Raw genomic sequence first — 22,236 nt, 5'->3', positions numbered from 1 at the left:
ATGGATTCACCAACACTGCGGCTGAGAATACTGCACTCGAATGATATTCACAGCCATTTTGAACAAATGCCGAGCATTGCGGCTGCCTTTAAGGAGCTGCGTGCATCCGCAGGTGAAGAGCATACGCTTACACTTGATATTGGCGACCACATGGACCGGGTACGGACAGAGACGGAGGGCAGCAGCGGCGAAGCCAATTTAGAAATTATGAACGAAACGGGCTATGACGCGATCACAATTGGCAATAATGAGGGTTTAACGCTGTCTCAAGAAACGCTCACCAAGCTGTATGGCTCACAAGCGAAATTCAAGGTGCTGTGCAGCAATCTTCTAGATGCAGCAAGCGGAGATTTTCCGGAGTGGGGCATGCCTTATCACATTATAAACAAAGGCGGAATTAGCATCGGACTGATTGGTGTCACCGCTTATTTTCCCGACTTTTATCAATTATTGGGCTGGGATATCCAGGAGCCTGTGTCGATAACGGCTGACCTGGTTCGCATGCTGCGCCCACGTGTAGACCTGATTGTAGTGCTTTCCCATATTGGGTTGCGCAATGATCAACGGATGGCTGATGAAATCCAAGGCATTGATCTCATCTTGGGCGGCCATACCCACCATCTTTTAGAGGAGCCTATGCAAATTGGAGATACCTTCATTTGTGCGGCGGGCAAATATGGCCAATATTTTGGCATCGTCGATATCGAATTGGATGCCTCAACCCATAAAAGAACGAAGGTCCATGCTAGTATTCGCAAGACCTCCACTTATCCCGAAGATGAGCATATCGCTAATCTCGTACATCAATACAGGTCGAGCTCGTCACAAGTGCTGGCGAAGCAGGTCGCTTATTTGGAGCAGCCGCTTGCTGCGAATTGGTATGAAGAGTCGCCACTCGGGAATTTGCTTGCCGCGGGTATTCGTAAGTGGACAGGAGCAGAGCTTGCTTTGGTGAATGCAGGCCAATTGCTGGAGGGGTTGGAGGTGGGGGCTGTAACTGCAGGAAGACTGCTGGAAATTTGCCCTTCGCCGATTAATTCTTGCCGAATGCTCCTGAGTGGAGAGAAAATTTGGAAGGCATTGGAAGAATCTCGTATGCAAGAATTTATGGAAAAGCCGCTGTATGGGTTTGGTTTTCGTGGAAAAGTGTTGGGGATGCTTAACTTGGATGGTTTGCGGGTTGAATATGATCCTGCTGCACCTGCTTATAGCAGGATTCAAGCGGTCTGGATTGGCAATGAGCTCTTAGACCTTGAAAAGGAGTATACAGTAGGCACGATAGATATGTTCACGTTTGGGATTGGATTTCTTACTTTGTCCGAAGGCAGGGAGATTGAGTATTTCTTGCCTAATTTCATTCGGGACATCATCAGGGAGGAGCTCCAAAAGCCGGAAGCTATTGAAGCGAGTGTGGCCCAACGATGGATATCTAAGAGATCAGGGATTTGAATAAAATTTAACAAGTTCTTCCTCGGAACAAAAGCTGCAGCTTGAAACCACTTTGGTTTGTTTAAGGCGAATATGAAGCAAGTTGAGCTTGCCAATCAATAGGCTATGTGTATGGTCATCCAAAGAAAAGCGGATGCCATATTCATACAGCTCCGGGCTATACATCGATTTTCTAGTTATTGTGCCTAGTATTTTCATTTGTTTATCGAATAAAGAAAATTTGAATTCAAGCAATAAATCGATATGTAAGGGCAAATCAAGCTTGGCATGAATACGCAGCCCGCCAGCACTAATATCAACTACGACAATTTGCGCATATTTGGTTTCAACCGACACTTCATTAATGCCAATAATTTTAAGCTCAGCCGAAAGTGGAATTTGTAGAGATAATCTGAAATATTCCCTTTTATTGTAACTAGTCACTTGGATCAACCTTTTACCTGTATGACGTTTTCGATGTCTGCAACAATTATACGTTATATGATGTGATTGATAAAGAACAACCTTACTTCCGTTGATAACAAAAGTAAGGTTGTTTTTTAATCATATAAGCATTATTTAATAACGAAAAAGTAGATGGCGAAAAGCGCAGCGACGATAAAACGGTAATAGGCAAAATAAGTAAGGGATGTTGTTTGTACAAACCTGATAAAGGTCATGACGGCAAGCAAGGCAACAATGAAGGACACGATAAATCCAACAATGAAAAATCCCATAACCTCCGTGGAAAACATGTGGTAAGATTTCACTAGGGATAAACCCGTAGCGGCGAACATAAGCGGTATGGCCAGAATAAAAGTGAAGTCAGCAGAAGCACCGCGGCTTACTCCGGACAGCATGCCTCCTGCAATGGTAGCTCCCGAGCGCGAAAAGCCAGGAAATACGACGGACAGAATTTGGTACAGCCCTATGTATAAAGCTTGCTTGTAGCTAATGTCATCAAGATCGCGAGCCTCTATTCTAGGTGTTCTTTTTTCTGCGATAATCAGCAGGATGCCCCCAACAACTAAGCTGATCATAACTGTGCGTGGCGAAAACAAATATTCGTCTACAATATCATTCAGCAGCAATCCTATTATTCCTGCTGGCAATATACCGATAAGGATATGGATCAAATTCAGCTTGCGTTTTCCGGTGCGGCCCGGGCTTTTAGCTAACCCAAACAGCCGTAGAATCCGTTTCCAATAGAGGACCACAATGGCCATAATCGCACCAAGCTGAATGACGATTTCAAATATCTTCATGATTTTATCGTCCTCAGAGATGCCTAGCAAGGATTGTGCCAAAATCATATGCCCTGTAGAGGATACAGGCAGAAATTCAGTAAGCCCCTCGATAATGCCCATAATAATAGCAACCCAATAATTTAAACTTAGCATATAAAGCCTCCTATTATATCGTATATAAACTGGATAAGGCATGTCCGACATAACGATTTTATGAGATTATCGATGGATATGCAAGCTTGCTGCGATATATTCCGATTACCTATAGGCTTAAAGGCATGTGGACAACTAGCTTCTAGTTGCAAAGATTCATAACAGCTTCTTTTTAGGGTAGTCCAACTGTGCATGATGCCTTATTTTTTTGTGAAAGTCCTGTTTTCGTGTCGAATTTTGTAAAAGTGTATTGCTCTTTTATGTGGAATCTATTACATTTAGGCGTATATACTAACTTCCCAGTAGAAAGAAGACGTGGTTTGTCCTATGCGTTTGCTGCCTATACATACAGTACTTCCCGGCATGAAGCTAGGGAGGAAGATTTACAGCGAAGAAGGCCTTGTACTTCTGGCTGAAGGAGTCGAATTGACGCAGGCGCTAATTAATAGGTTAGGCAAGTATGGGGTAGATTTTATTTATGTCGCAGACCCAAGAACTGAAGATATTGAGATTCCCCAGTTGCTGAGCGAGGAGACCCGATATAAGGCGATCTCTGAAATTCGTAATTCCTTCCGTAAAATGATGGACAGATCCATCAAAAATAAAACTGCCGGATTTATCGAAATAGGCAAAAAATTTGGCGAAATTATGAACCTGATTATCAACGATTTGAGTAGCCATAAAGACGCGATGATTATGTTGACCAATATTAGTGTTATGGATGATTATTTATACCAGCATTCATTAAATGTATGTATTTATTCAACAGTGCTAGGTATGGCACATGGGTATAATCGTAATGAATTAATGACGCTGGGCCTTGGTTCGTTGCTGCATGATATCGGCAAAACCCAGATTCCCTACGAGCTTCTGCGCAAAAATGCACAGCTGACGGATGACGAATATACGTGTATGAAAAAGCATACGGAATACGGGTTCAAGCTGCTTAAGGATGAGCCCAATATTCCTTTGCTGTCTGCCCATTGTGCGTTCCAGCACCATGAGCGCTTGAACGGAAGCGGGTATCCAAGAGGCATCCACGGGGAAGATATCCATGAATATGCTAAGTGGATTGGACTTGTCGATTCCTACGATGCCATGACGACGCACCGCGTTTATCGAAAAGCGATGCTTCCCCACCAAGCGATGGAAATTATTTATGCGGGAACAGGGAGCTTATTTGAAAAGAAGAAAATTGAGCTCTTTCGCGATAAGATCGCCATCTATCCCCTGGGCATTAATGTAACCCTTAGTACAGGGGAGGTGGGTACGGTTGTGAGCTTAAACCCCATTTTTCCGCAACGCCCAATAATACGTGTTCTTCAATCAGCCGAAGGGAAGCAGTTGAGCGCACCAACGGATGTAGATCTTTCCAGTAAGCTATCCGTTATGATCACCGCGGTTAATGGGTAATAGTATAATCTGGCAAGTTGAACCCAGCAATGTCATACTTGCTGCATTCAGTTAGGATGATTGAAACCATGGGCCCGTTTTTGACGGGTTTTTTTGAGTTGGCTGTGGTCAGTTTCAATTTTGGCAGGCTTACGCTACAATAGACTGTAAAATACTTCAAGAGTCAGGTGAACGAGATTATGAATACTAAGCTTACTTCCATGCTGCAGGCGATGTCTCCCGAGAATGATCCATGGGATCCAATTCGCTCCTTGCAAAGGCACGGAAAACACATATTAACAAGTGTAGAATTAACGGTAACCAATTTGTGCAACATGCGCTGCGAGCATTGCGCTGTAGGGGATTCCTTAACCATGAAGGAAGGCCCACGCATTCCTGTAGCCACTATCTTGCAAAGGCTTGACCAAGTGGAGCATCTGGAAACAATATCCATAACCGGGGGAGAGCCCAGTTACCACGAGCAATCCGTCCGTGATTATATCGTTCCGGTGCTTAAATATGCCCGTGAGCGCGGAATCCATACCCAGCTTAATTCCAATTTAACGATGCCCATTGCCCGTTATGAAATGATGGCGCCTTATTTGGATGTGATGCATATCTCCTTTAATTATACGTCGGCTCAAGACTTTCATCGGGTGGGCTTTGTCCGTGCAGGACGGCAGGTATCTGATAAAGCCGCAGGCAAGCTTTATGAAACCATGGTGGAGAACACGATCGCTTTAAGCCGCGGCGGCATGTTCATTTCGGCGGAGTCGATGATTAATTATTTGACGCTGGATAAGCTGGCCGATATTCATCGGCTGATTGTCGAGATGGGCTGCCAGCGGCATGAGGTCCATCCGATGTACCCAAGCTCATTTGCAGCAAATTTGCCCAGGCTTTCCTTGGATCAGTACAGCTATGCGATTCACCGCCTGCTAGACAGCCGAGACCGCGATCTGTGGATGTTATTTGGCACCTTGCCTTATTATGCTTGCAATACAGATGAGGCAGGCCAGCGCCTGCTACAGAGGCTAAGAATGGAACCGAACGTTACGGTTCGCAATGATCCCGATGGGCGTAACCGGTTGAATGTGAACTTATTCACAGGTGATGTTTATGTCACGGACTTTTCTGATGTGCCATCTTTGGGTAATATACATACAGATAAGTTTCAAGAGGTGTTCGAGCGGTGGGAGGCACATCCGCTCCATGCCTCTGTGAATTGCTATTGTCCTGCCGTAAGCTGCTGCGGGCCCAATCTGCTCGTGGCGGATTCGTATTATAAGGGAGTGGACTTTACTACGCGCGCGGCCTTGATTTAAGCAATTCGCAGTATCATTTTGCAGAAAAGGAGTTTGAAGTCTTTGGAGCATACAAGCTTTGAATGGGGTTCTATCGTTCTTAATGCAGCCTTGGTCTTATTTCTTGTATTGTTGAACGGATTTTTTGTGGCATCGGAGTTTGCTTTGGTCAAGGTACGTCAAACTAAGCTTCAGCAATTGCAAAATGAAGGAGTAGTCAAAGCCAAATATGCGCTTACGGTTACCAAAAAGCTCGATGCGTATTTGTCGGCAACGCAGCTTGGTATTACGCTGGCTTCCCTGGGCTTAGGCTGGATCGGCGAACCGGCCATTACGCATCTTGTTGTAGACCCGCTATTTGCCATGCTGAATTGGAATAACAGCTGGTTTTCATCCGCGCTTTCCGTGTTTATAGGATTTTCAGTGATCACCTTTTTACATATCGTATTAGGGGAATTGGCACCCAAATCGCTTGCCATTCAAAGATCTGAAGGCACGGCGCTATGGACATCCGCACCGTTACTGATTTTCCATAAAATCTTTTTTCCGGTCATATGGGTACTCAATGGTGCAGCGAACCGTTTGCTTAGTTGGTTTGGCATAAAGCCTGCAACCGAGCATGAAGCTGCGCATACGGAGGAAGAAATACGCATATTAATGAATCAAAGCGCAAAAAGCGGCCATATTGATAAAGACGAGCTTGCGTTATTTGATAATATCTTCGAGTTTTCGGATCGAGTCGCGCGGGAGATCATGCTGCCGCGCACAGATATGGACTGTTTGTTTACCGAGCTATCCTTCGAAGAGAATTTAAGAGTTGTTTACAAAACAAAGCACACTCGTTATCCAGTTGCTAGTGAGGACAAGGATAATATCATCGGTTTTGTCCATATTACCGACGTGTTGACAGCAGATCCGGACGAGGTGCATTCCTTGCAGGACTTCATTCGCCCAGTATTGATGGTGGCGGAATCGATGGAAATTAGCCATGTATTAAAACTCATGCAAAAAAAGTATTCTCAGCTAGTCATTGTTGTAGATGAGTATGGAGGCACCGCTGGTATTTTGACGGCAGAGGATATATTGGAGGAAATCGTCGGCGAAATCCACGATGAATTTGATGATAATGAAATCCCAAGCGTCGAGAAAAAAGGCAATGGCTATTCGGTCGATGGCCGTGTGTTGCTTGAGGAATTGGATGACAAGCTAGGACTGGGTATTGAAGACGATGAAGTGGATTCCATTGGCGGCTGGCTGTTCACGAAGCTGGACGGGGTGGTCTCCAAGGGCAAGAAGTTAGAGTATGAAAACTTTATTTTTGAAATCACCGAGGTTAGAAGGCTACGGATTATGAGGGTGATGATTTATAAAAATACAGAAGCTGCCAAGCCTGTTATTACTTAGGCAGAGTAGCAGGGCTTAAGAATTGAGTTTTCCACGAAATTTCTTAGGAGGGATACCCTTTTCATGTCATTAAGGCTTATCCTGTTTGGTGTGTTAGGCGTACTCCTGCTTTATGCCCTGTTTACGATAGGATTTCCTTTTATGCTTGCACTGCTGGTAGCTATCTTGCTGGAGCAACCCATTCAATGGATGATGAGGCTCACCCGAATGAGCAGGTTTTGGGCGGCCAGTTTAACCTGCTCGTTATTTACGGCTGCGGTGCTTGGGTTCTTTTATTTGCTGGGCTTTAAAATGGTTTCGGAATTAATCGATTTTTGGGAAAATGCCCCGGATTATTTGAACGAGGGTAAATCTCTTTTGGATCGCACATTTGAGCAAACGCGGATCTTTTATCAAACCCTGCCCGCAGGCTGGGCGGAGCAGCTTCAACAATGGACAGAGGCTGGAGTCCAGACGCTAACGGCCAATATGAGGGAGATTGTTACCGCTATATCCGTTTATGTATTGGATGCGGCGAAGACCATTCCGAATTTGTTTGTTGTATTTGCTGTATTTGTGATCGGGCTTTATTTGATTTCGCTAAGCCTGCCTGCGCTTTATGAATCCTTCATTGGCTTATTTGATAAAGAGTCGCAGTCCAAGGCAAGCCGTGTATTGCTTGACCTAAGAAAGGCGGTTTTCGGCTTTTTATTCGCTCAAATTCTGATCAGCTTCCTTGCCTATTTTGTAACGCTCATCGGGCTGCTTTTATTAAGAGTTGAATACCCGCTGGCTATTGCTTTGCTGATTGTAGCCTTGGATGTACTTCCGGTACTAGGAACAAGCGTGGTTCTTGTCCCGTGGGCGTTATATAACATGCTTGCGGGCAACCTCTCATTGGGGGTAGGCTTACTCATCCTGTTGGCTGTCATTATGTTATTCCGCAGGCTTGTAGAGCCGCAAATTATTAGCAACGCAGTGGGTATTAACGCTCTAGCCACTTTAGTTAGCATGTATGTTGGCTTTAAGCTGGCAGGAGTCGTCGGGCTTGTGCTTGGTCCAGTTATTATCGTTGTATATATGGCGCTTCGACGTGTGGGGCTTTTGAAGCTTAATATTAAGCTAACCTGAGTATGTTTTTCGACAAATATGGACGAAGTGGCTTTTCAAAGGATAAGCTTAATTGGTTGTTACGAGAATCATACGAAGAGGTACTGGCATTTCTGATATCATAAATGGAAATCGATTAATAAACCTTCTGGACTGTAGATCTTACAGCCTCTAGAGGTTTTTTTGTGCTGAGCTAACATATTGGACAACCGGTAGCCTATATACATATGGATAGGATTTCCACAATGGTAAAGGAGGTGTACCCATGAATCCACTAAATCAGGTAAAGGCATGGCATCCATATATAGGCCCTTGTGATCCATGTCCCCCCATCCGGATTAAAACCTATGTTTTACCACCGAACTTATTTATCCAGTTCCAGCCGATGAATCTGCCTCAATTCTCTCCCCGGGAAGCGCTTAGGCATGGAACCCTATGGCCGATGCTCTATAGTTCCTATGAGCCCCAATGTTAAGCACAGAGAGGAGGCATGCAAGCTATGGATAAGATAATGCCTGAGCAGTTCTATACGATGCTTGAAGAGCTTCAGCAGGTCGATTTTGTATTGGTGGAGTTAACCTTATATTTGGATACGCACCCCTTGGACAGTCAGGCAATTCAACAATACAACCAATGCGCCCAAAAAAGGATGCAGCTCGCTGGACGCTTTGAATTGGAGTTTGGTCCCCTCAAAAGCTTTGGTCAAAGCTTTACACGCCAGCCCTGGCAATGGATAGATACACCGTGGCCCTGGCAAGTTTAAAACGCGTAGGAGAGGAGCTATTCGATCATGTGGGTTTATGAGAAAAAGCTGCAATATCCGGTGAAGGTCAGTAAATGTGACCCGCGCATGGCAAAGCTGCTGCTAGAGCAATATGGCGGAGCTGATGGAGAGCTTGCCGCGGCATTGCGTTACATGAACCAGCGGTACTCGATTCCTAGTAAAATCATAGGCTTACTAACAGATATCTCGACGGAAGAATTTGCGCATCTCGAAATGATTGCAACGATGATTTATAAGCTTACAAAGGATTCGAGTGTAGCCGAATTGAAGGCTGCGGGGCTTGATGAGATTTATGTGAGCCATGATCGTGCGCTGTTTTATACGAATGCAGCGGGTGTTCCTTGGACAGCGGCCTATATTCAGGCGAAGGGTGATCCAATTGCAGACTTGTATGAGGATATAGCGGCCGAGGAAAAAGCGAGAGCAACTTACCAATGGTTAATTGATTTGACAGATGATGTGGATTTACAGGATAGCTTGAAATTTTTGCGTGAACGGGAAGTCGTTCACTCATTGCGGTTCCGCGAGGCTGTAGAAATTTTGAAATCGGAGCAGGATTTAAAAAAAATATTTTAGTCCGCTTGGATCTGAAAAAAAACTCGTTGTGGCTAAAAACCACAACGAGTTTTTTTAGTGCGCCGAGCTGCTGGGAGCTAGCTCTAGAGCTAGTTATTGCATGTGATGCCTTTCCTTTTGGGGAATTATAGGCTTTACAAGCGATTGTTATCGGATTTCCAATGTAAAATTGCTTTTTTGATATCGTCTGGTTTTAAGCCTTCTGTAACCGCTCTGCTCGCAAGGGAGGGAAGCTCCTCATCAGAGGCAAAACGCAAAGCAATAATTTGTTTTAACGTCAGCTTGGCGTCGATCCGTTTGCCCGTCAAGATGTAATAACGTAGCTGCTCCTCAGCGACAATGCCTCGATCCTGTGCTTTTAAAGCATACATGCGAAGCTTAAGAAAAACAATCATCACTGACAAGGCACCGGTCAAAAAGAGTAAAGCCTCGAAAACACGTTCTCCTTTCGCCAAGGATATTCCCAAATAAATAAGCGATCCAATCAGGAACAGCAAGGAAAATAAGGAGAGCAGATAGTGGTAAAGTGGATCCATTTTACGGTGGTTCTGGTAGTTTTGCTGCTGCATTATGATTTAGCCTCCTGAATAAAGTCATCTTAATTATGGCATTCCATATACAAGTAATCAATATAGGCAAAGCTTATAGCTTATTCGTCTATATCCATTATCATTATTAAAATTTTGGAGAGCTGCAAAGCGCTGGCAGCATCTCAGTTTGACATATAAAGAAAATCATGTTTGTATAGAACGTGAACGATTTAACTTGGGAGGGGAATAAGCTTGCTGCCAACTTTTCAGAAGCCTGAAGCTATGATTTTTGACTTAGACGGGACATTATTTCAAACAGAAACCTTACTGCTGCCAGCTTACCATGCTACTTTCGACCAAATGAAGGCGGAGGGGACCTATATCGGTGAAACGCCCCCTGAGAGTGCAATCTTGGGAAGCTTGGGGATGCTGCTTGAACATATTTGGCAGCGGGTTATGCCTGATGTGGATATGGCTGTACATAGACGTGCTGATGAGCTATTGCTGGATTACCAAATGAAGGGCTTGGCCAATAGGGAAGGCTCCTTATACGAAGGTGTTGCTGATACACTATCTGCGTTGCATGCCCAAGGTATCCGTTTATTTATAGCAAGCAATGGTCTTGAAGGTTATGTTAAAGGGGTTATGGAATTTAAAGGCTTAAGCCCTATTTTTGAAGGCTTGTACAGTGCTGGAGAATTTCAGACAAGATCCAAGGTAGTGTTAGTCAAAAAGCTGCTAGATATATATGGTGTTAAATCGGCATGGATGGTCGGAGACCGATCTTCTGATGTTGAAGCTGGTATTGAGAATGGTTTAACCGTCGTCGGCTGTGATTATGCAGGCTTCCGCAAGGAAGGCGAGCTGGAGGATGCACATGTGCGTATAGCGCAGTTCTCCGATATATTGGCGTTAATAGAGAAATAAGTGCAGAGTGCTAAAAGGTGAAAAACCAGGCATTACAGTGACATATCACTGTAATGGACCTGGTTTTTTTAAGTCATTCTTCATCTCTAACCGAAGGGCTTTTCTTCAATAACCATAACGCGTATTCTAATGGTCTGGTTATAGCTCTGCGATACGTAACGCGTTCGCCAATCCGGTAAAACACTTCACGGGAAGGCTTAGGATTGACCTCCAGCAGCCAGACCTTGCCTTTGGGATCTATGGCCAGATCGATGCCGATCTCACATTGCTTTCCGAATTTTTGCTCAAGAAATTGAGCGACATCCATGCCAAGCTTATAAGCTTCCTCTTTAATGGATGCAACCTTATCTGGGCTGCCGAAGCGTTGCAGCAGCAGCTTCTCCATGGCTATCGCCGTGCCGCCTCCATGGAGATTGGAGGTGACGGAATGCCTGGGACCGATCCGTCCGGCACAGCCGGTAACCTGCCAATCACCTTTGCCGTCCTTCTGGATCAGCATGCGGAAATCGTGGACACGCCCGTCCTTTAAGGTGAGAGGAATACCTTGCTGGATAATATAGCGACCCTGTAGGCGCCAAGTGCTTAATTTGGCGGAAATTTGCGTTTCACTAATCCGTTGTGGAGGGATGATACGCCTTTGCTCATCCCGGCCCTGCATCAGGAATAACGAATTTGATATTCGCTGCAGGCGAACAATGCCGCGCCCCCCCGTGCCATTACGGGGCTTCAGAAAAATCCGCTGATGCTGCTTTAACAAGCCGATCATATCTTTTTGGCTGTTATAACGAATGGTTGCAGGGAGGTGGGGAGCAATATCCGCATTTTCCGATAAAGCTTGGTGCATATTCCATTTATTAGCCAAAGGGTGGCTTATATAATGAAGCTTGTTATATTGGGAGCGAAACCGCGAAATTTTATGGTAATTATGAACGCCATGGTAGCGGCATCGGTCATAAATCAAATCGGGAATAAGCGCCATCTTGCGTTGCCATTTGCCAGAGGGCGGATCGTACACGAGCGCTTTAATTTTACGTTTGCTTCCATCGATATCATCGGGAGTGAAGACGAGCACCTGTAGCCCCAGCTTACGCCCAGCTATGCTAAGCTTTCGGAAATAAGCGAGCTCTTCAAGCTTACGCTCCGATAGGTACATCGCCAAAATTCCTAATCGGTAGGAGGTCATTATAATCACCCGCTCATCTTGCTTTTTTGGCCTTTGCTTGTATTTTCCTTTTGAAGGATGTGCTTACTTTTTTAATCGGCTGCTTGGATAAATAGATACAATAGTTGATTAAATTGTCCAAAGATTTTTTGCGGATAGGGGGCTCATCAAACTTCATAGGCTTGGAGTTCGCTTCGAAAAACCAGATTTGCCCCGACGTATCGACCCCTAAATCAAGTGACATTTCCCCCAAAGTGCTACCGCTTGCTTTCTCAATTTGTTTAGCTATCATCAATGAAGCTGTTTTGGCACGCCGTAATATGCGCTTGCTTTCAAGCGCTCCAAAGCTGGCTGCCAGCAGCTTCGCAGGGTCATCAATTGAGCCGCCACGCGGTACATGGGTTGTAATGCTCATTTTTCCTGCAAGCCTTGCACCAATCCCGGCGATACTCCAAAGGCCTTTGCTGTTTTTTTGGGCTAACACGCGAAGGTCGAAAGGCCGGTGGCGATAAAGGGAAAGCGTGATGGCCTGCTGCATAATATAATCCTGGGTCACCATCATTTGATTAATTTGGTTCCATAGCTGGGAGACGCTTGAATATCGGGAAATATGGCTTCTTGTTTTATCCTGGACACTTAATTGGTATTTGGACACCTTCGATGTTTTTTCGATAATCTGGCTGACCTTCATAATGCCCTTGCCGGCTTTTCCGCGTATCGGCTTCAAATAAAGACTGGAATGCTTATGCAGCAATTTTTCCAATTCATCGCTGGTCGTCAGCTTTTGGGTGGCAGGAATATAAGGCGCAGTTTCCTTGGATTTGTTCAACCACTCGAACAGTGTCCATTTGTTGAAGAAGGAAGGATTGAAAAAATGGATCTTTCTATGGCGGCTACAGCTTTGCAGGATCGGCTGCACCTCAGGAAGCTGCTCGAATTTGCGGAACGGAATCCGGTTATAAATAACATGCGGGAGCGGCAGCAGCTCTTTTTTCCAGCTTCGCAGCTTGGGATTATAAGAGTAACCGACAGCCTGTTTGGCTGAGAGCTTGAAGTCAGAGGTCGTCATTACATAAACATTGACGCCTTTTTCCTCGCCAGCACTGATCAAGTCGATATAATTTTCTTGATTTCCCCTAAAAAGTCTCTTGTCATCGGAATGAGTGAGAATGGCCAGGGTAGGGCGTCGCGGTTTTTTGTGTAGGAGTAGCTCCACTCAAGATTCCCTCCTTGCGCGAAATCGGCTTAGGTACAGACAGTAGTCATAGACGTGCTTGAGTGCTGCCTTACCTTCTCCTTTAAGTGCGGGATGCTTGAAAATGGAGCGGCCAGGCTTGGAATTGGCTTCGAACATCCAAATTCGCTCGCTTTGGTCAATACCGAGATCAAACCCTAGCTCACCCAGCATATGCTTGTCATTGCGTTCAAGAGCTTCAGCCAGCTTAATAGCTGCATCTTTGGCACTATTCAAAACCGAGTCAGCCCGTGAGCCGAAAATTTGGCGCAGCACCTGCTCGGGTGTCATGAGTTGCCCGCCTGTGCGAACATGGGTAGTTACGCTGCCTTTACCTGCTTTTTTGGCGCCGATGCCGGCTACTACCCATTGGTTATTAATATTTTTAGTTAAATGGAACCGGAAGTCGATCGGGCAATTATCAATTTCAATCAGGCGGATGCCCTGCTGGGCGACGTAATGGTTAAGCTTCGCACTACTGCGATTAAGCATCGACATCAAGGCATCAAATCGGCTGAAGCGCAGCAGCACATTTTTGCCGGGCCGGCGAAAACGTACATAATAGCCGCGTTTGGGGTTATAGGTAACCCGATAAATGCCGATGCCAAGGCTGCCGCCGGTTGGTTTCAGGTAAATAAACTTGTGCTTGTCGAGCATTTCCTTGATCTGGGTGGAGGAAGGATTAATATGCGATTCAGGTACATGCCGGAAAGCATCGGTTCCTTCAAGCAAGTTGTAAACATCCCATTTCTCATAAAAAGCCCAGTTGAACAGAGGAATGCCTTTACGTACAAATCGTTGCTTAAATGCATTCATAGAAGCCGTTTTTTCAGCTTTACGGCTTGGCAAGCGGTTATACACGACATCTGGCAAGGGTACGGTTTTGCGAAACCAGCCGCCCTCTTTACGCGGAAATGTGCCGGTCACGGTCTCTTGGGACCAATTGACATCACGGGGCGAGAATCCAAAGTAAAACGATTTCTCAGAGCCTACCTGCATAAACTCGCGAATAAATCCGGTACGAGATCCGAATGGGGACGTTCCGCTGGCTGAAGCATTCGTTAAAATGCCGATGAGCGGCCCTAAACGGATATCCTTGCCATTGTTGCATACAATCAAGGTGGAGCCGAGCTGGGGAATGCGTAGCTGAGACATGATAGAGAGAGGCACATGCAGGTGATGGCCTGCTTTTTTTAGCAGCTTTACATTGGTTGGTACACTTTTTCCTCCTACATGCAGAATGACCGACCTAGTTTTCGCCAGCTTAAGAGACCTCGCCAATTCACTGGTCAAGTAGATGACTTTTTCCTGTCTCTGTGTCACATGAATCGTGCAAGTTGTCAAACTCATGGTTGGGGTTTCCTCCTAAACTAAATGCCCTGCCCGGGCTTAAACTGGGCGTTATATCCTACGTAAAATACGCTGTAAACCATCTATAAAGAGCTGCCAGTAGGGATGCGGTATAAGGGTAGCTTAGCTTGCTGGAGCAAGTATCGGGCATAACGGATTGGATTAGTGATTGCACGTATTCGCATCTTGTTATCCTCAATATGGGCAAAAATAGAGCGGCCGGGCTTGGAGTTGACTTCGAGTATCCAGGGCTTCCCCGCGGTATCGATGCCATAATCGATACCTAGCTCCACTAAGCGGCCATGGCGGGCTTCAAGAGCTTCTGGAATAAGCTCGGAGAGCCGCCCAAGCTCACTGATTATTGAAGCGGCTTGGGCGGCGCCGAACTGCTGCTCAAGAAAATCGCAAGCAGGCTGTGTGGTGCCGCCGCCATGCAAATTCGAGGTCAGGCTGCCATCCTGACCCTGGCGGACTGCCATGCCGGTCAGCGCCCAGCGGCCGCTGCCGTCCTTTTGCACGAGCGCGCGCACATCGTACGCGTCGCCGGTGTGCGTCTGCAGCAGCAGGTATTGCTGCTGCAAATAGCGGCGACGCGCCGTGAACCGGCGCAGCCAAAGCAATAGCGCCGCCTCGTCGGCGAAGTCGCGCGCAATGCGCCGATTGCGCGCGTCGCGGCCGCGCACGCTAAACACCGCCGGCGTGGCGGCACGCAGCGGGCTGGCTCCCGGCTTCTGCCCCGCGAGCCATCGGCTGCCCTGCATCGCCGCCCCAGCCGGCTCCGCCTGTCGCTTGCTGGGTTTCGCTCCGTCGGCAACCGCTGTGCGCTCCTTACGTTGCCTCCCGCTTGCTCTCCAGCCTTGCGTCTGCGCTCCGGCTGCCTCTCCCGCAGGCTCCCTGCGCTGCACCAGCAGCACGCCACGCCCTTGCGAGCCGGCCTGCGGCTTCAGCAGCACCTCGCTATGCGCCTGCAGCCAGCCTGCTATCGAGCCTACGCTGCGCATGGCTACAGTCCGTGGCAGGTAGGCGCTAAAGCGGCCGTCCTGCTCCAGCATACGCTGAACCGTCCATTTGCCCTTTAGGCCACAGCCCAGGAAAAGGACGTGAAATTCCTCCCGGAGTCTGCGGACAGCGATCCGGTAGGCATCAAGCTGAATCCGATTCGTAAAAAAGCATCGATCATATACAGCAGTGGGAAAAGGATAAAAGCCTCGTATCCACCGATCATTCCGTTCGTCAAAGCTATAGCCTTCAGCCGTAGCATCCAGCCAATTGATGCCCTGGGGTGTAAAAACGAAGACCTCCAATCCTGCCCGCTTTCCTGCCAGGCAAAGCTGTCGATAGAAAGTGCGGCTGCCAAACGGCGGTTCGCCGACTGCTCTTGTCGCCAGAATACCTAAGGTTCGTTTGAGCAAAGCCCTCAACTCCCTTCCTTAGCCTGTTAGAGGCTTTTCATTCGCTGCACTGCTCGCTCTTTAAAACTTTGCGGCAAAACGTGAATATTGCACGACCTTCTTTATGGAAGGGCGTATGGTTCGCGCCCCTGGCAATGGTGTATTGTCATCCTTGGAAGGCTTGGAGTTAACCTCCAACAGCCATACTTTGCCTTGCGTATCCATGGCCAGGTCTATACCTAATTCCGCAAAATGCCCCGGGACTTGCGTTTCAATCCCTTTAGCGATCGCCAAGGCGGCGCGCCTCAGCTTTAATGCCCCTCCCCCAGTTGCGCTCGAATTCGATCTGGCAAGTGCTTCCCGTACCGTTGACAGGCTGCCGCCTCTAGCCAGATTGGAGACAAAATGATTGTTCCCCGCCGTCCTTGCCACAATCGAAGTAACGCTCCATTGCCCGGTTTCATTTAATTGCACCAAAGCACGGAAATCCACAGGACGCTTGCTTACCGAAATAAGCGTCAGCCCTTGCTGGATTTGGTAGCGCTGCTTTTTAATTTTGGGGGATAGATAATTGCTGAGTTGTTGTAAATTTCCAAATGTTTGTTTACGTGAACCATTCAAATTGGTAAAATGACACATATAACTTCCATCCGTCTGTCTTTTAATACGAATAATTCCTTTGCCAAGGCTCCCAGTAATGGGTTTTAAAAAAACAGTCGAATATTTCGTGCACATCATTTTCAAAAGCTGTCGATTATGCAGCAAATGCGAATCGGGCAAATAGATAGGAAGTCCGCTTTCCTTGCGAAGCGCATCGAATACTTCAGTCTTGTTTAAATATTTCTCATTAAATAAAATGGTTTGCTGCTGCGATTTGGCATGGCGTATAAAGTGCTGGACATTGGCGCGATTTTCGTACCTGCGGGATGTCAGCCGGTTATAAATAATATGGGGCAACGGAAATGTCCGTTTTATCCATCTGCCTGCATAATGCCAGCCTTTTACTGTATCACCAGAACCGGATACCTCATCAGGCGTCACGAAAAAAACGGCGGCGCCGTACAGGCGGCAAGCATCATCCATCTCACGGCAAAAAGCAGTTACATTGCCAAATGGCCGCTCGGGTGCTCCAGCATGGACACGGCTAACCATAACGCTGATTAGCGGACCGATGTGGATCGTGCGAGTGGACGATTTATAGTGAAGGCATAGCGGAATGCCTTGGGCAAGCCCCCATTTAGCGGCTATGGAGTCATGGATCCGAAGGGCGCCGGCTTGGGGCAGGGGAACGACCTTCACCTCATGTTTGGCTGAGCCAAAGCGCAGCTGTAGCGATGATTGCGTTGGGATCTTCCATTTTTTCACCAAGGCATCGCTAAGCATAATGGTGTGATCGTCTATCAGTGTACCGGCAGGCTGAATTTGGATCTTGACCTTCGTTCTTTTCACTCTTGCAACTCCTTCCTTGCGCCGACTCTTGGGCTGAACAAATGAACTACTCCATCATATGAGGGCGTTTTCCCCTTGGTGAAAAGAAACTATAAAGACAACCTTTTACTAATTATAAAAATATTTTGTTAAATTTGAGACAAAATACCTATGTGAGGAAGGTAATATGCGAAATTTGTCTAATTTTAAGTAGGTATAGATAGGTATGTTAGAGGAGGTAGACCTAATGAATATATTCTCAAACGAATACTTCACTCTAACCGCAGTGGAGAACCGGGTTTACATATCTGTATTTGCACCTGAGTACCCATTTACAGAATTTAATAAGGTGCTTCAAGCGATTCCTCGTGTCCAGATTACCCAATTTGGGAATTTGCGCAATGCCATTCAGCAAAGCCTTTCAGACCGTGTGGAAGTAGGCCGCTTGAAGCCAGAATACGAGCTTAATTTCAGTCCCGACCACATGAGAGTTACTGTGCGCCTGCACCTTGGTGAAGAAGATTTTAAGGCAAAGCATCGCGAAATTACGAGTGAGATTTTTAAAGCCCTCCAGCAAAAGGGGATAACAGAGGGTATTCTGTATGATACGCTTAATGGGCCCTATACGAATCAGGAGCTAATCATCGCACAGGGCAAAGCGCCCATTAATGGCGAGGATGCAATTATTCGCTACTATGAACTGTCTGAGCGCAAGCCGACCATTCACCAGGATGGCAGTGCCGACTATTATGAGTTGAATTTTATCGATGAGGTTGAAGTAGGCGCATGGCTGGGGGAAAAGGTTTTTGCTACCGAAGGTATCCCAGGCCGTACGCTCAAAGGCAGTATCGTGCCAGCGAGGACAGGGCGGGATAAGCCGCTATATTACGATAAAGAAACCGTTGAAGAAGTAGTGATGGAGGGTAAGACCGAGCTACGAGCCAAAATTACGGGAGCGATCATGATGCTAGGACGTAATATTTCGGTTCAAAAAGTATTAACGATTCATGGCGATGTAGGTCCAAAGACGGGTAATATTGATTATGATGGCAGTATTCAGATTACCGGGACCGTGACCGATGGGTACTCGGTCAAAGCTACCCAGGATATTTCGATTCTGGGCACGATGGGTATTGGTGCGGTAGAGAGCATCACTTCCGAGACGGGTGATATATATATCAAAGGCGGTATATTTGGCAAAGAACGTGCTGTGATTACGGCAGAACGAGATGTTTTTGTAAAGCTGGCCAATGATTGCACCATTCGGGCGGGCGAGAAAATTAATATTGGTTTGTATGCGATGGGCAGTAAGCTATACGCGAAGTATGTGTATCTGGATAAAATAAGGGGGAAAATTATTGGAGGGCTTGTCCAGGCACAAGTGCAGGTAGTATCAGCTTATATCGGCAATGAGATGGAGCGGCCAACGGTAGTACAAATTGAGGGCTTTAACCGTAACGAGGTGAAAAAAGAGCTGGAAAACCTTCTGAAGGAATACCAGGATCTATTAAGTGAGGTTGAAAAGATTCGCAAAGAGGTTGATATATTCGATGAAGAAGGAGAGCCCGCCAAAGCCAATGATGGCATCCCAAAGAAGGATTTTATTTATTACTGGGCCAAGCAAGAGTCATCCATGGATAAAATTCACCAGCTAGAAGAAACAAGGCAAAAACTGATGTCGTATTTAAGTGCCAAAGGTGATGGTGAGATCGCGATCATCCGTAAAGCATTCCCTCGCACGATTATTCAAATAAAAGAGATGGAAAAGCATATTGAATTCATTACAACAGGCAGCTTTTATGTTAGTGAAAATAAGCTCTTTTATGAGTGATTAGGGGGGTTCTCCAGATGACATCTTCAAATATGCATATTGATTCAGGAGATTCTAACCACACATCTTATCGTTTTGAAGGGCTGCTACTAGCTATTGAGTTTTTCACGCAACGCTTTCACATAGAGCAGCTTTCCGAATTTTCATTCGAATTTATTAATGAAATTTTGACATTAAATGCGTCAGCGCTTTTTATTAGAGATGGCGAACGTTTCGTTATGAAGCAAAAACGGTTGTATTCCGACAAGGAATATTTTATTCCTTATACGGGACAGCTACGGCGGCTCGTAACCTTCCACGGGCGGACGGTTAATAGCGACTTTGCGGCTTTCTTTGATCCCAAGGATGTAGCGCATTTTGATATGAAATGGGTCATCCCTTTAATGATCGACGACAGCTTGCACGGCTTTATCGTGTCTAACGGCAAGATCATGGGGAGGTTCACAGCCGAAGATGTGGTCATGTCGGATACGCTAATGCGACTTATTAACAATTCCTTGGAGAACAGCAAGCATTTTGACGAATTACAGCAATCCAACCATATGCTGGATCAGAAAATATTTAATTTATTTGCCATTAACCATAGCACCAAGGCCTTGCTCTCCGAAGTTCACCTGTATCGCCTGCATGAAATTGCGACCGATGTATTCAGCGAGGTTTCCTCCAGCCAAATCACATCTTTTGGGGTTGTTGACCCGATTACGGGCAGGCTTAAAATTACAGGCTATCGGAATGTGACTTCCTACAAAAACTATTATGGTGATTTTGAATTATATGGATTGGCTTATAACGGACCTGTCGTGCTGCATAGGGTGAGAGACCAAGAACGTATACGTGCGTTGTTCGTAAATCCGGAGCAGCTGCTGGAGCTGGAAGCTGAATATATTATTCTGATCGTGAAGGAACGGATCATCGGGATAGTCACACTCAGCTTGCCCGTGAACGACCGTGTTTACGATGAGTCTACATTTGAGCTGATTGAATCGCTGGCTACCTCCACGTTTATCGCTATTTCCAATGCTATACTGTTTCAAGAGGCGAACAGACAGCGCGAAAGCGCAGAAATAAAGCTGAAATTGTTGGTTACGCTCAACAAGCTGATTCGTAATTTAAATGAATGCACAACACCTGATGAGCTGTGTTATTTCACCTTGAAGACACTCCAGAAGTCTTTTGGTATTCGTAAGGCCATGATTTGCCTTCGAGAGGGCGATGATTATATCGTAAAGGAAGCGATAGGCTGGGAACCAAAAGCAACGGCTGAGGAGCAGGTAAGTGAGGACCCGGCAATAGATTTGGCAACAGACCTCTTCACAGGCGACTTGTCGCCTGCCGTGGAAAAAGCTGTAGATATTAAAGGGCGAACGGTCCTGAGCTTGCCGTTGCCTGACTGGGCAGAGGCTTGCATCGAGGGAGAGACTTTATCCGATTATATGGAAGACGGAGCAGCATGCTTTTTTTCAGAGGAAGTGCTGCAATGGATGGGAGCCAGCAATGGTGCCGTTATTGCTCCGCTTACTTTAGGCAGCCGCCTGGTCCGCGCCTATAACCCCTATCCGCTTGGCTTCCTGATCGTTCTTGAGGCGGCCTCCTCGCTGCAGGAAGAGGAAGTGCTGGTGGTGGATACTGTTGCCAAAAACATATCTCCCGTGCTTCACCAGATGAGTGTTACCAGCACCGTCCGTGAGCAGTATAAGCCTGATGAGCGTCGTGCTTTTATACGGGCCCTGAAAGAGCATATCAAAGGCTGGGAGCTGTACCAGATTGATTTCTTTGTTAGCTACCAAGTGTACAAGGAGCATCCATTTGCCGCTGCCTTACAAGCCGATTCAACAGAAAGCGGGCAGGGTAGCGAGCAGATGTTATTTAGCTTCGATGGCTACCACTTTATGATTAGCGCTGAGCCAATTGCCGACCTACAGTGGCGGCAAGTCCCCAACCAGCACGACCTAGAGGCGGTACTTACCTATTCCTACACGGATTAGTCGAGAGCTGGTAGTAAATTTGAGCCCAAAAACAAGCCTCCAACGCCACATACAAAGTGGGTTGGAGGCTTGTTTTACATTTGAAAAAACATAACAAATCTTGATTTTTTACATGGATTATAGTAAGGTAACGAATGTACCAAGTAACTGGAAATATTAGTATGGATTAGCTTGAGAGGAGGCAGCCAATATGGAAATGATGAATATGAATAAAATGTGCATGGAAATGATGATGGGCATGTGTATGGAAGATATGATGTGCAAGATGAAGTCCATGAAATCCATGATGGACAAAATGACTGAAATGAACATGATGGAAAACATGGATATGAGTATGATGATGTCCAAAATGCAAGAATGCGACGAAATGATGACAATGATGATGACGACGATGCGTGAAATGAAAGCAACTTCAATGTAAGTCATATACATATTCATTTCCCGATGAATATGAGCAGAGTAGTCAACTGCATGCTATGATTTTTTAATAAAATATGAGCAGAGCAGTAAGCTGCATGCTATTGATTTCCGCAGGTTGGGCAGTCAACTGCTAACCTTTCGATCCATCCCACTGGCAGAGCGGTCGTCTGCATGCCACTTATTTATCCACTTGGCTATCCTCTTCTGATTTTTCGCGAAATATCTACCCGCTGTGATTTTAAATCCCACACCTGTTTCCTTAAATATTCCACTTGCTGTTGATCCTGGCTTTTGCGTAATTCGGCATATATTTCCAGCATATGACGATTAATGGCATCGAACATTTTCCATAAATCCTGCTTTAATTTTTGTTGCATTTCTTGGGCGTAAGCTTGAAGGAGCAAATCCTTGTTCGCTAATACCTCTATAATTTGCTGTTGCCATTGTTCGTCACTGATATGTTTCGCGTAGTTGTAGAGATCCAAATAATCATCCACCCACGCTTGGGCTAATTTATTTAAAGTTGGGGCAGACATAAGATCAACACTCCGTTCGGGATAAGTAAAATGCTTATACCGAGTATTATACTGGGAATTATAAG

Annotated in this window: 21 protein-coding genes; 12 read left to right on the top strand and 9 right to left on the bottom strand. The window is 46.1% G+C overall.

Annotation, left to right across the window (positions count from 1 at the left end; translation table 11 throughout):
• Positions 1-1,449 (top strand): bifunctional metallophosphatase/5'-nucleotidase, encoded by a 1,449-nt coding sequence (locus G9U52_RS17345; RefSeq protein ID WP_166151761.1) that lies wholly within the window; start codon positions 1-3, stop codon positions 1,447-1,449.
• Here the strand turns inward: G9U52_RS17345 and G9U52_RS17340 are convergent.
• Both G9U52_RS17340 and G9U52_RS17335 read right to left on the bottom strand, forming a co-directional pair.
• Positions 1,438-1,872 (bottom strand): PilZ domain-containing protein, encoded by a 435-nt coding sequence (locus G9U52_RS17340; RefSeq protein ID WP_166151759.1) that lies wholly within the window; start codon positions 1,870-1,872, stop codon positions 1,438-1,440. The two genes, G9U52_RS17345 and G9U52_RS17340, sit on opposite strands and share 12 nt — an antisense overlap.
• Before the next feature lie 131 nt (positions 1,873-2,003).
• The gene (locus tag G9U52_RS17335; RefSeq protein WP_166151757.1) at positions 2,004-2,828 is read right to left on the bottom strand and encodes an undecaprenyl-diphosphate phosphatase; all 825 of its coding nucleotides are present in this window, start codon (positions 2,826-2,828) and stop codon (positions 2,004-2,006) included.
• A gap of 363 nt (positions 2,829-3,191) precedes the next feature.
• On the opposite strand from G9U52_RS17335, the gene G9U52_RS17330 reads away from it, so the two are divergent.
• From G9U52_RS17330 to G9U52_RS17300, 7 genes are all read left to right on the top strand, one after another.
• Positions 3,192-4,241 carry an HD-GYP domain-containing protein gene (locus G9U52_RS17330; RefSeq protein ID WP_311764883.1) on the top strand — a complete coding sequence of 350 codons (1,050 nt, stop codon included), beginning with the start codon at positions 3,192-3,194 and terminating at the stop codon, positions 4,239-4,241.
• A 179-nt stretch (positions 4,242-4,420) separates the two neighbouring features.
• Positions 4,421-5,545, top strand: a complete 1,125-nt coding sequence (yfkAB, locus tag G9U52_RS17325; RefSeq protein ID WP_166151753.1) for a radical SAM/CxCxxxxC motif protein YfkAB — start codon at positions 4,421-4,423, stop codon at positions 5,543-5,545.
• 42 nt (positions 5,546-5,587) lie between these two features.
• Entirely contained in the window at positions 5,588-6,928 is a 1,341-nt protein-coding gene (locus tag G9U52_RS17320; RefSeq protein WP_166151751.1) for a hemolysin family protein, read from the top strand.
• 63 nt (positions 6,929-6,991) lie between these two features.
• Positions 6,992-8,038, top strand: coding sequence for a sporulation integral membrane protein YtvI (gene ytvI, locus G9U52_RS17315; RefSeq protein ID WP_166151749.1), 1,047 nt, complete (start codon positions 6,992-6,994; stop codon positions 8,036-8,038).
• A gap of 244 nt (positions 8,039-8,282) precedes the next feature.
• On the top strand, positions 8,283-8,492 hold the full coding sequence (locus G9U52_RS17310; RefSeq protein ID WP_166151747.1) for a spore coat associated protein CotJA: 210 nt from the start codon (positions 8,283-8,285) through the stop codon (positions 8,490-8,492).
• Positions 8,493-8,516: 24 nt separating this feature from the next.
• Positions 8,517-8,780 carry a spore coat protein CotJB gene (locus tag G9U52_RS17305; RefSeq protein WP_166151745.1) on the top strand — a complete coding sequence of 88 codons (264 nt, stop codon included), beginning with the start codon at positions 8,517-8,519 and terminating at the stop codon, positions 8,778-8,780.
• 27 nt (positions 8,781-8,807) lie between these two features.
• Positions 8,808-9,377, top strand: coding sequence for a manganese catalase family protein (locus tag G9U52_RS17300; protein WP_166151743.1), 570 nt, complete (start codon positions 8,808-8,810; stop codon positions 9,375-9,377).
• Positions 9,378-9,511: 134 nt separating this feature from the next.
• Here the strand turns inward: G9U52_RS17300 and G9U52_RS17295 are convergent, their stop codons facing one another.
• Positions 9,512-9,946 carry a DUF6526 family protein gene (locus tag G9U52_RS17295; protein WP_166151741.1) on the bottom strand — a complete coding sequence of 145 codons (435 nt, stop codon included), beginning with the start codon at positions 9,944-9,946 and terminating at the stop codon, positions 9,512-9,514.
• Between the two features lie 243 nt (positions 9,947-10,189).
• Between G9U52_RS17295 and G9U52_RS17290 the strand changes: the two genes are divergently transcribed.
• On the top strand, positions 10,190-10,834 hold the full coding sequence (locus G9U52_RS17290; RefSeq protein WP_166151881.1) for an HAD family hydrolase: 645 nt from the start codon (positions 10,190-10,192) through the stop codon (positions 10,832-10,834).
• Between the two features lie 73 nt (positions 10,835-10,907).
• Here the strand turns inward: G9U52_RS17290 and G9U52_RS17285 are convergent, their stop codons facing one another.
• The 5 genes from G9U52_RS17285 to G9U52_RS17265 form a co-directional block, all read right to left on the bottom strand.
• Positions 10,908-12,017 (bottom strand): YheC/YheD family endospore coat-associated protein, encoded by a 1,110-nt coding sequence (locus tag G9U52_RS17285; protein WP_243767406.1) that lies wholly within the window; start codon positions 12,015-12,017, stop codon positions 10,908-10,910.
• Positions 12,018-12,030: 13 nt separating this feature from the next.
• Positions 12,031-13,212 (bottom strand): YheC/YheD family endospore coat-associated protein, encoded by a 1,182-nt coding sequence (locus tag G9U52_RS17280; RefSeq protein WP_166151739.1) that lies wholly within the window; start codon positions 13,210-13,212, stop codon positions 12,031-12,033.
• Positions 13,213-14,580 (bottom strand): YheC/YheD family endospore coat-associated protein, encoded by a 1,368-nt coding sequence (locus G9U52_RS17275; protein ID WP_166151737.1) that lies wholly within the window; start codon positions 14,578-14,580, stop codon positions 13,213-13,215. It abuts the gene before it with no gap.
• A gap of 83 nt (positions 14,581-14,663) precedes the next feature.
• On the bottom strand, positions 14,664-15,992 hold the full coding sequence (locus G9U52_RS17270) for a YheC/YheD family endospore coat-associated protein (RefSeq protein ID WP_243767386.1): 1,329 nt from the start codon (positions 15,990-15,992) through the stop codon (positions 14,664-14,666).
• 60 nt (positions 15,993-16,052) lie between these two features.
• Positions 16,053-17,420 (bottom strand): YheC/YheD family endospore coat-associated protein, encoded by a 1,368-nt coding sequence (locus tag G9U52_RS17265; protein WP_166151735.1) that lies wholly within the window; start codon positions 17,418-17,420, stop codon positions 16,053-16,055.
• A 226-nt stretch (positions 17,421-17,646) separates the two neighbouring features.
• On the opposite strand from G9U52_RS17265, the gene G9U52_RS17260 reads away from it, so the two are divergent.
• The 3 genes from G9U52_RS17260 to G9U52_RS17250 all read left to right on the top strand — a co-directional run bounded on the left by G9U52_RS17260 (position 17,647) and on the right by G9U52_RS17250 (position 21,636).
• The gene (locus G9U52_RS17260) at positions 17,647-19,230 is read left to right on the top strand and encodes a flagellar assembly protein A (protein WP_166151733.1); all 1,584 of its coding nucleotides are present in this window, start codon (positions 17,647-17,649) and stop codon (positions 19,228-19,230) included.
• 17 nt (positions 19,231-19,247) lie between these two features.
• Positions 19,248-21,215: a GAF domain-containing protein gene (locus G9U52_RS17255; protein ID WP_166151731.1), complete on the top strand. Its 1,968-nt coding sequence runs from the start codon at positions 19,248-19,250 to the stop codon at positions 21,213-21,215.
• 205 nt (positions 21,216-21,420) lie between these two features.
• Positions 21,421-21,636, top strand: a complete 216-nt coding sequence (locus G9U52_RS17250) for a hypothetical protein (protein WP_166151875.1) — start codon at positions 21,421-21,423, stop codon at positions 21,634-21,636.
• 193 nt (positions 21,637-21,829) lie between these two features.
• Here G9U52_RS17250 and G9U52_RS17245 read toward each other — a convergent pair whose 3' ends face one another.
• Positions 21,830-22,132, bottom strand: a complete 303-nt coding sequence (locus tag G9U52_RS17245) for a hypothetical protein (RefSeq protein ID WP_311764882.1) — start codon at positions 22,130-22,132, stop codon at positions 21,830-21,832.
• Positions 22,133-22,236 lie beyond the last annotated feature (104 nt).

The organism is Paenibacillus agricola, assembly GCF_011440305.1.
Taxonomy (GTDB): Bacteria; Bacillota; Bacilli; order Paenibacillales; family NBRC-103111; genus Paenibacillus_S; species Paenibacillus_S agricola.
The sequence above is the reverse complement of the archived record's forward strand: the minus strand, read 5'-3'. Positions and strand labels throughout refer to the sequence as shown.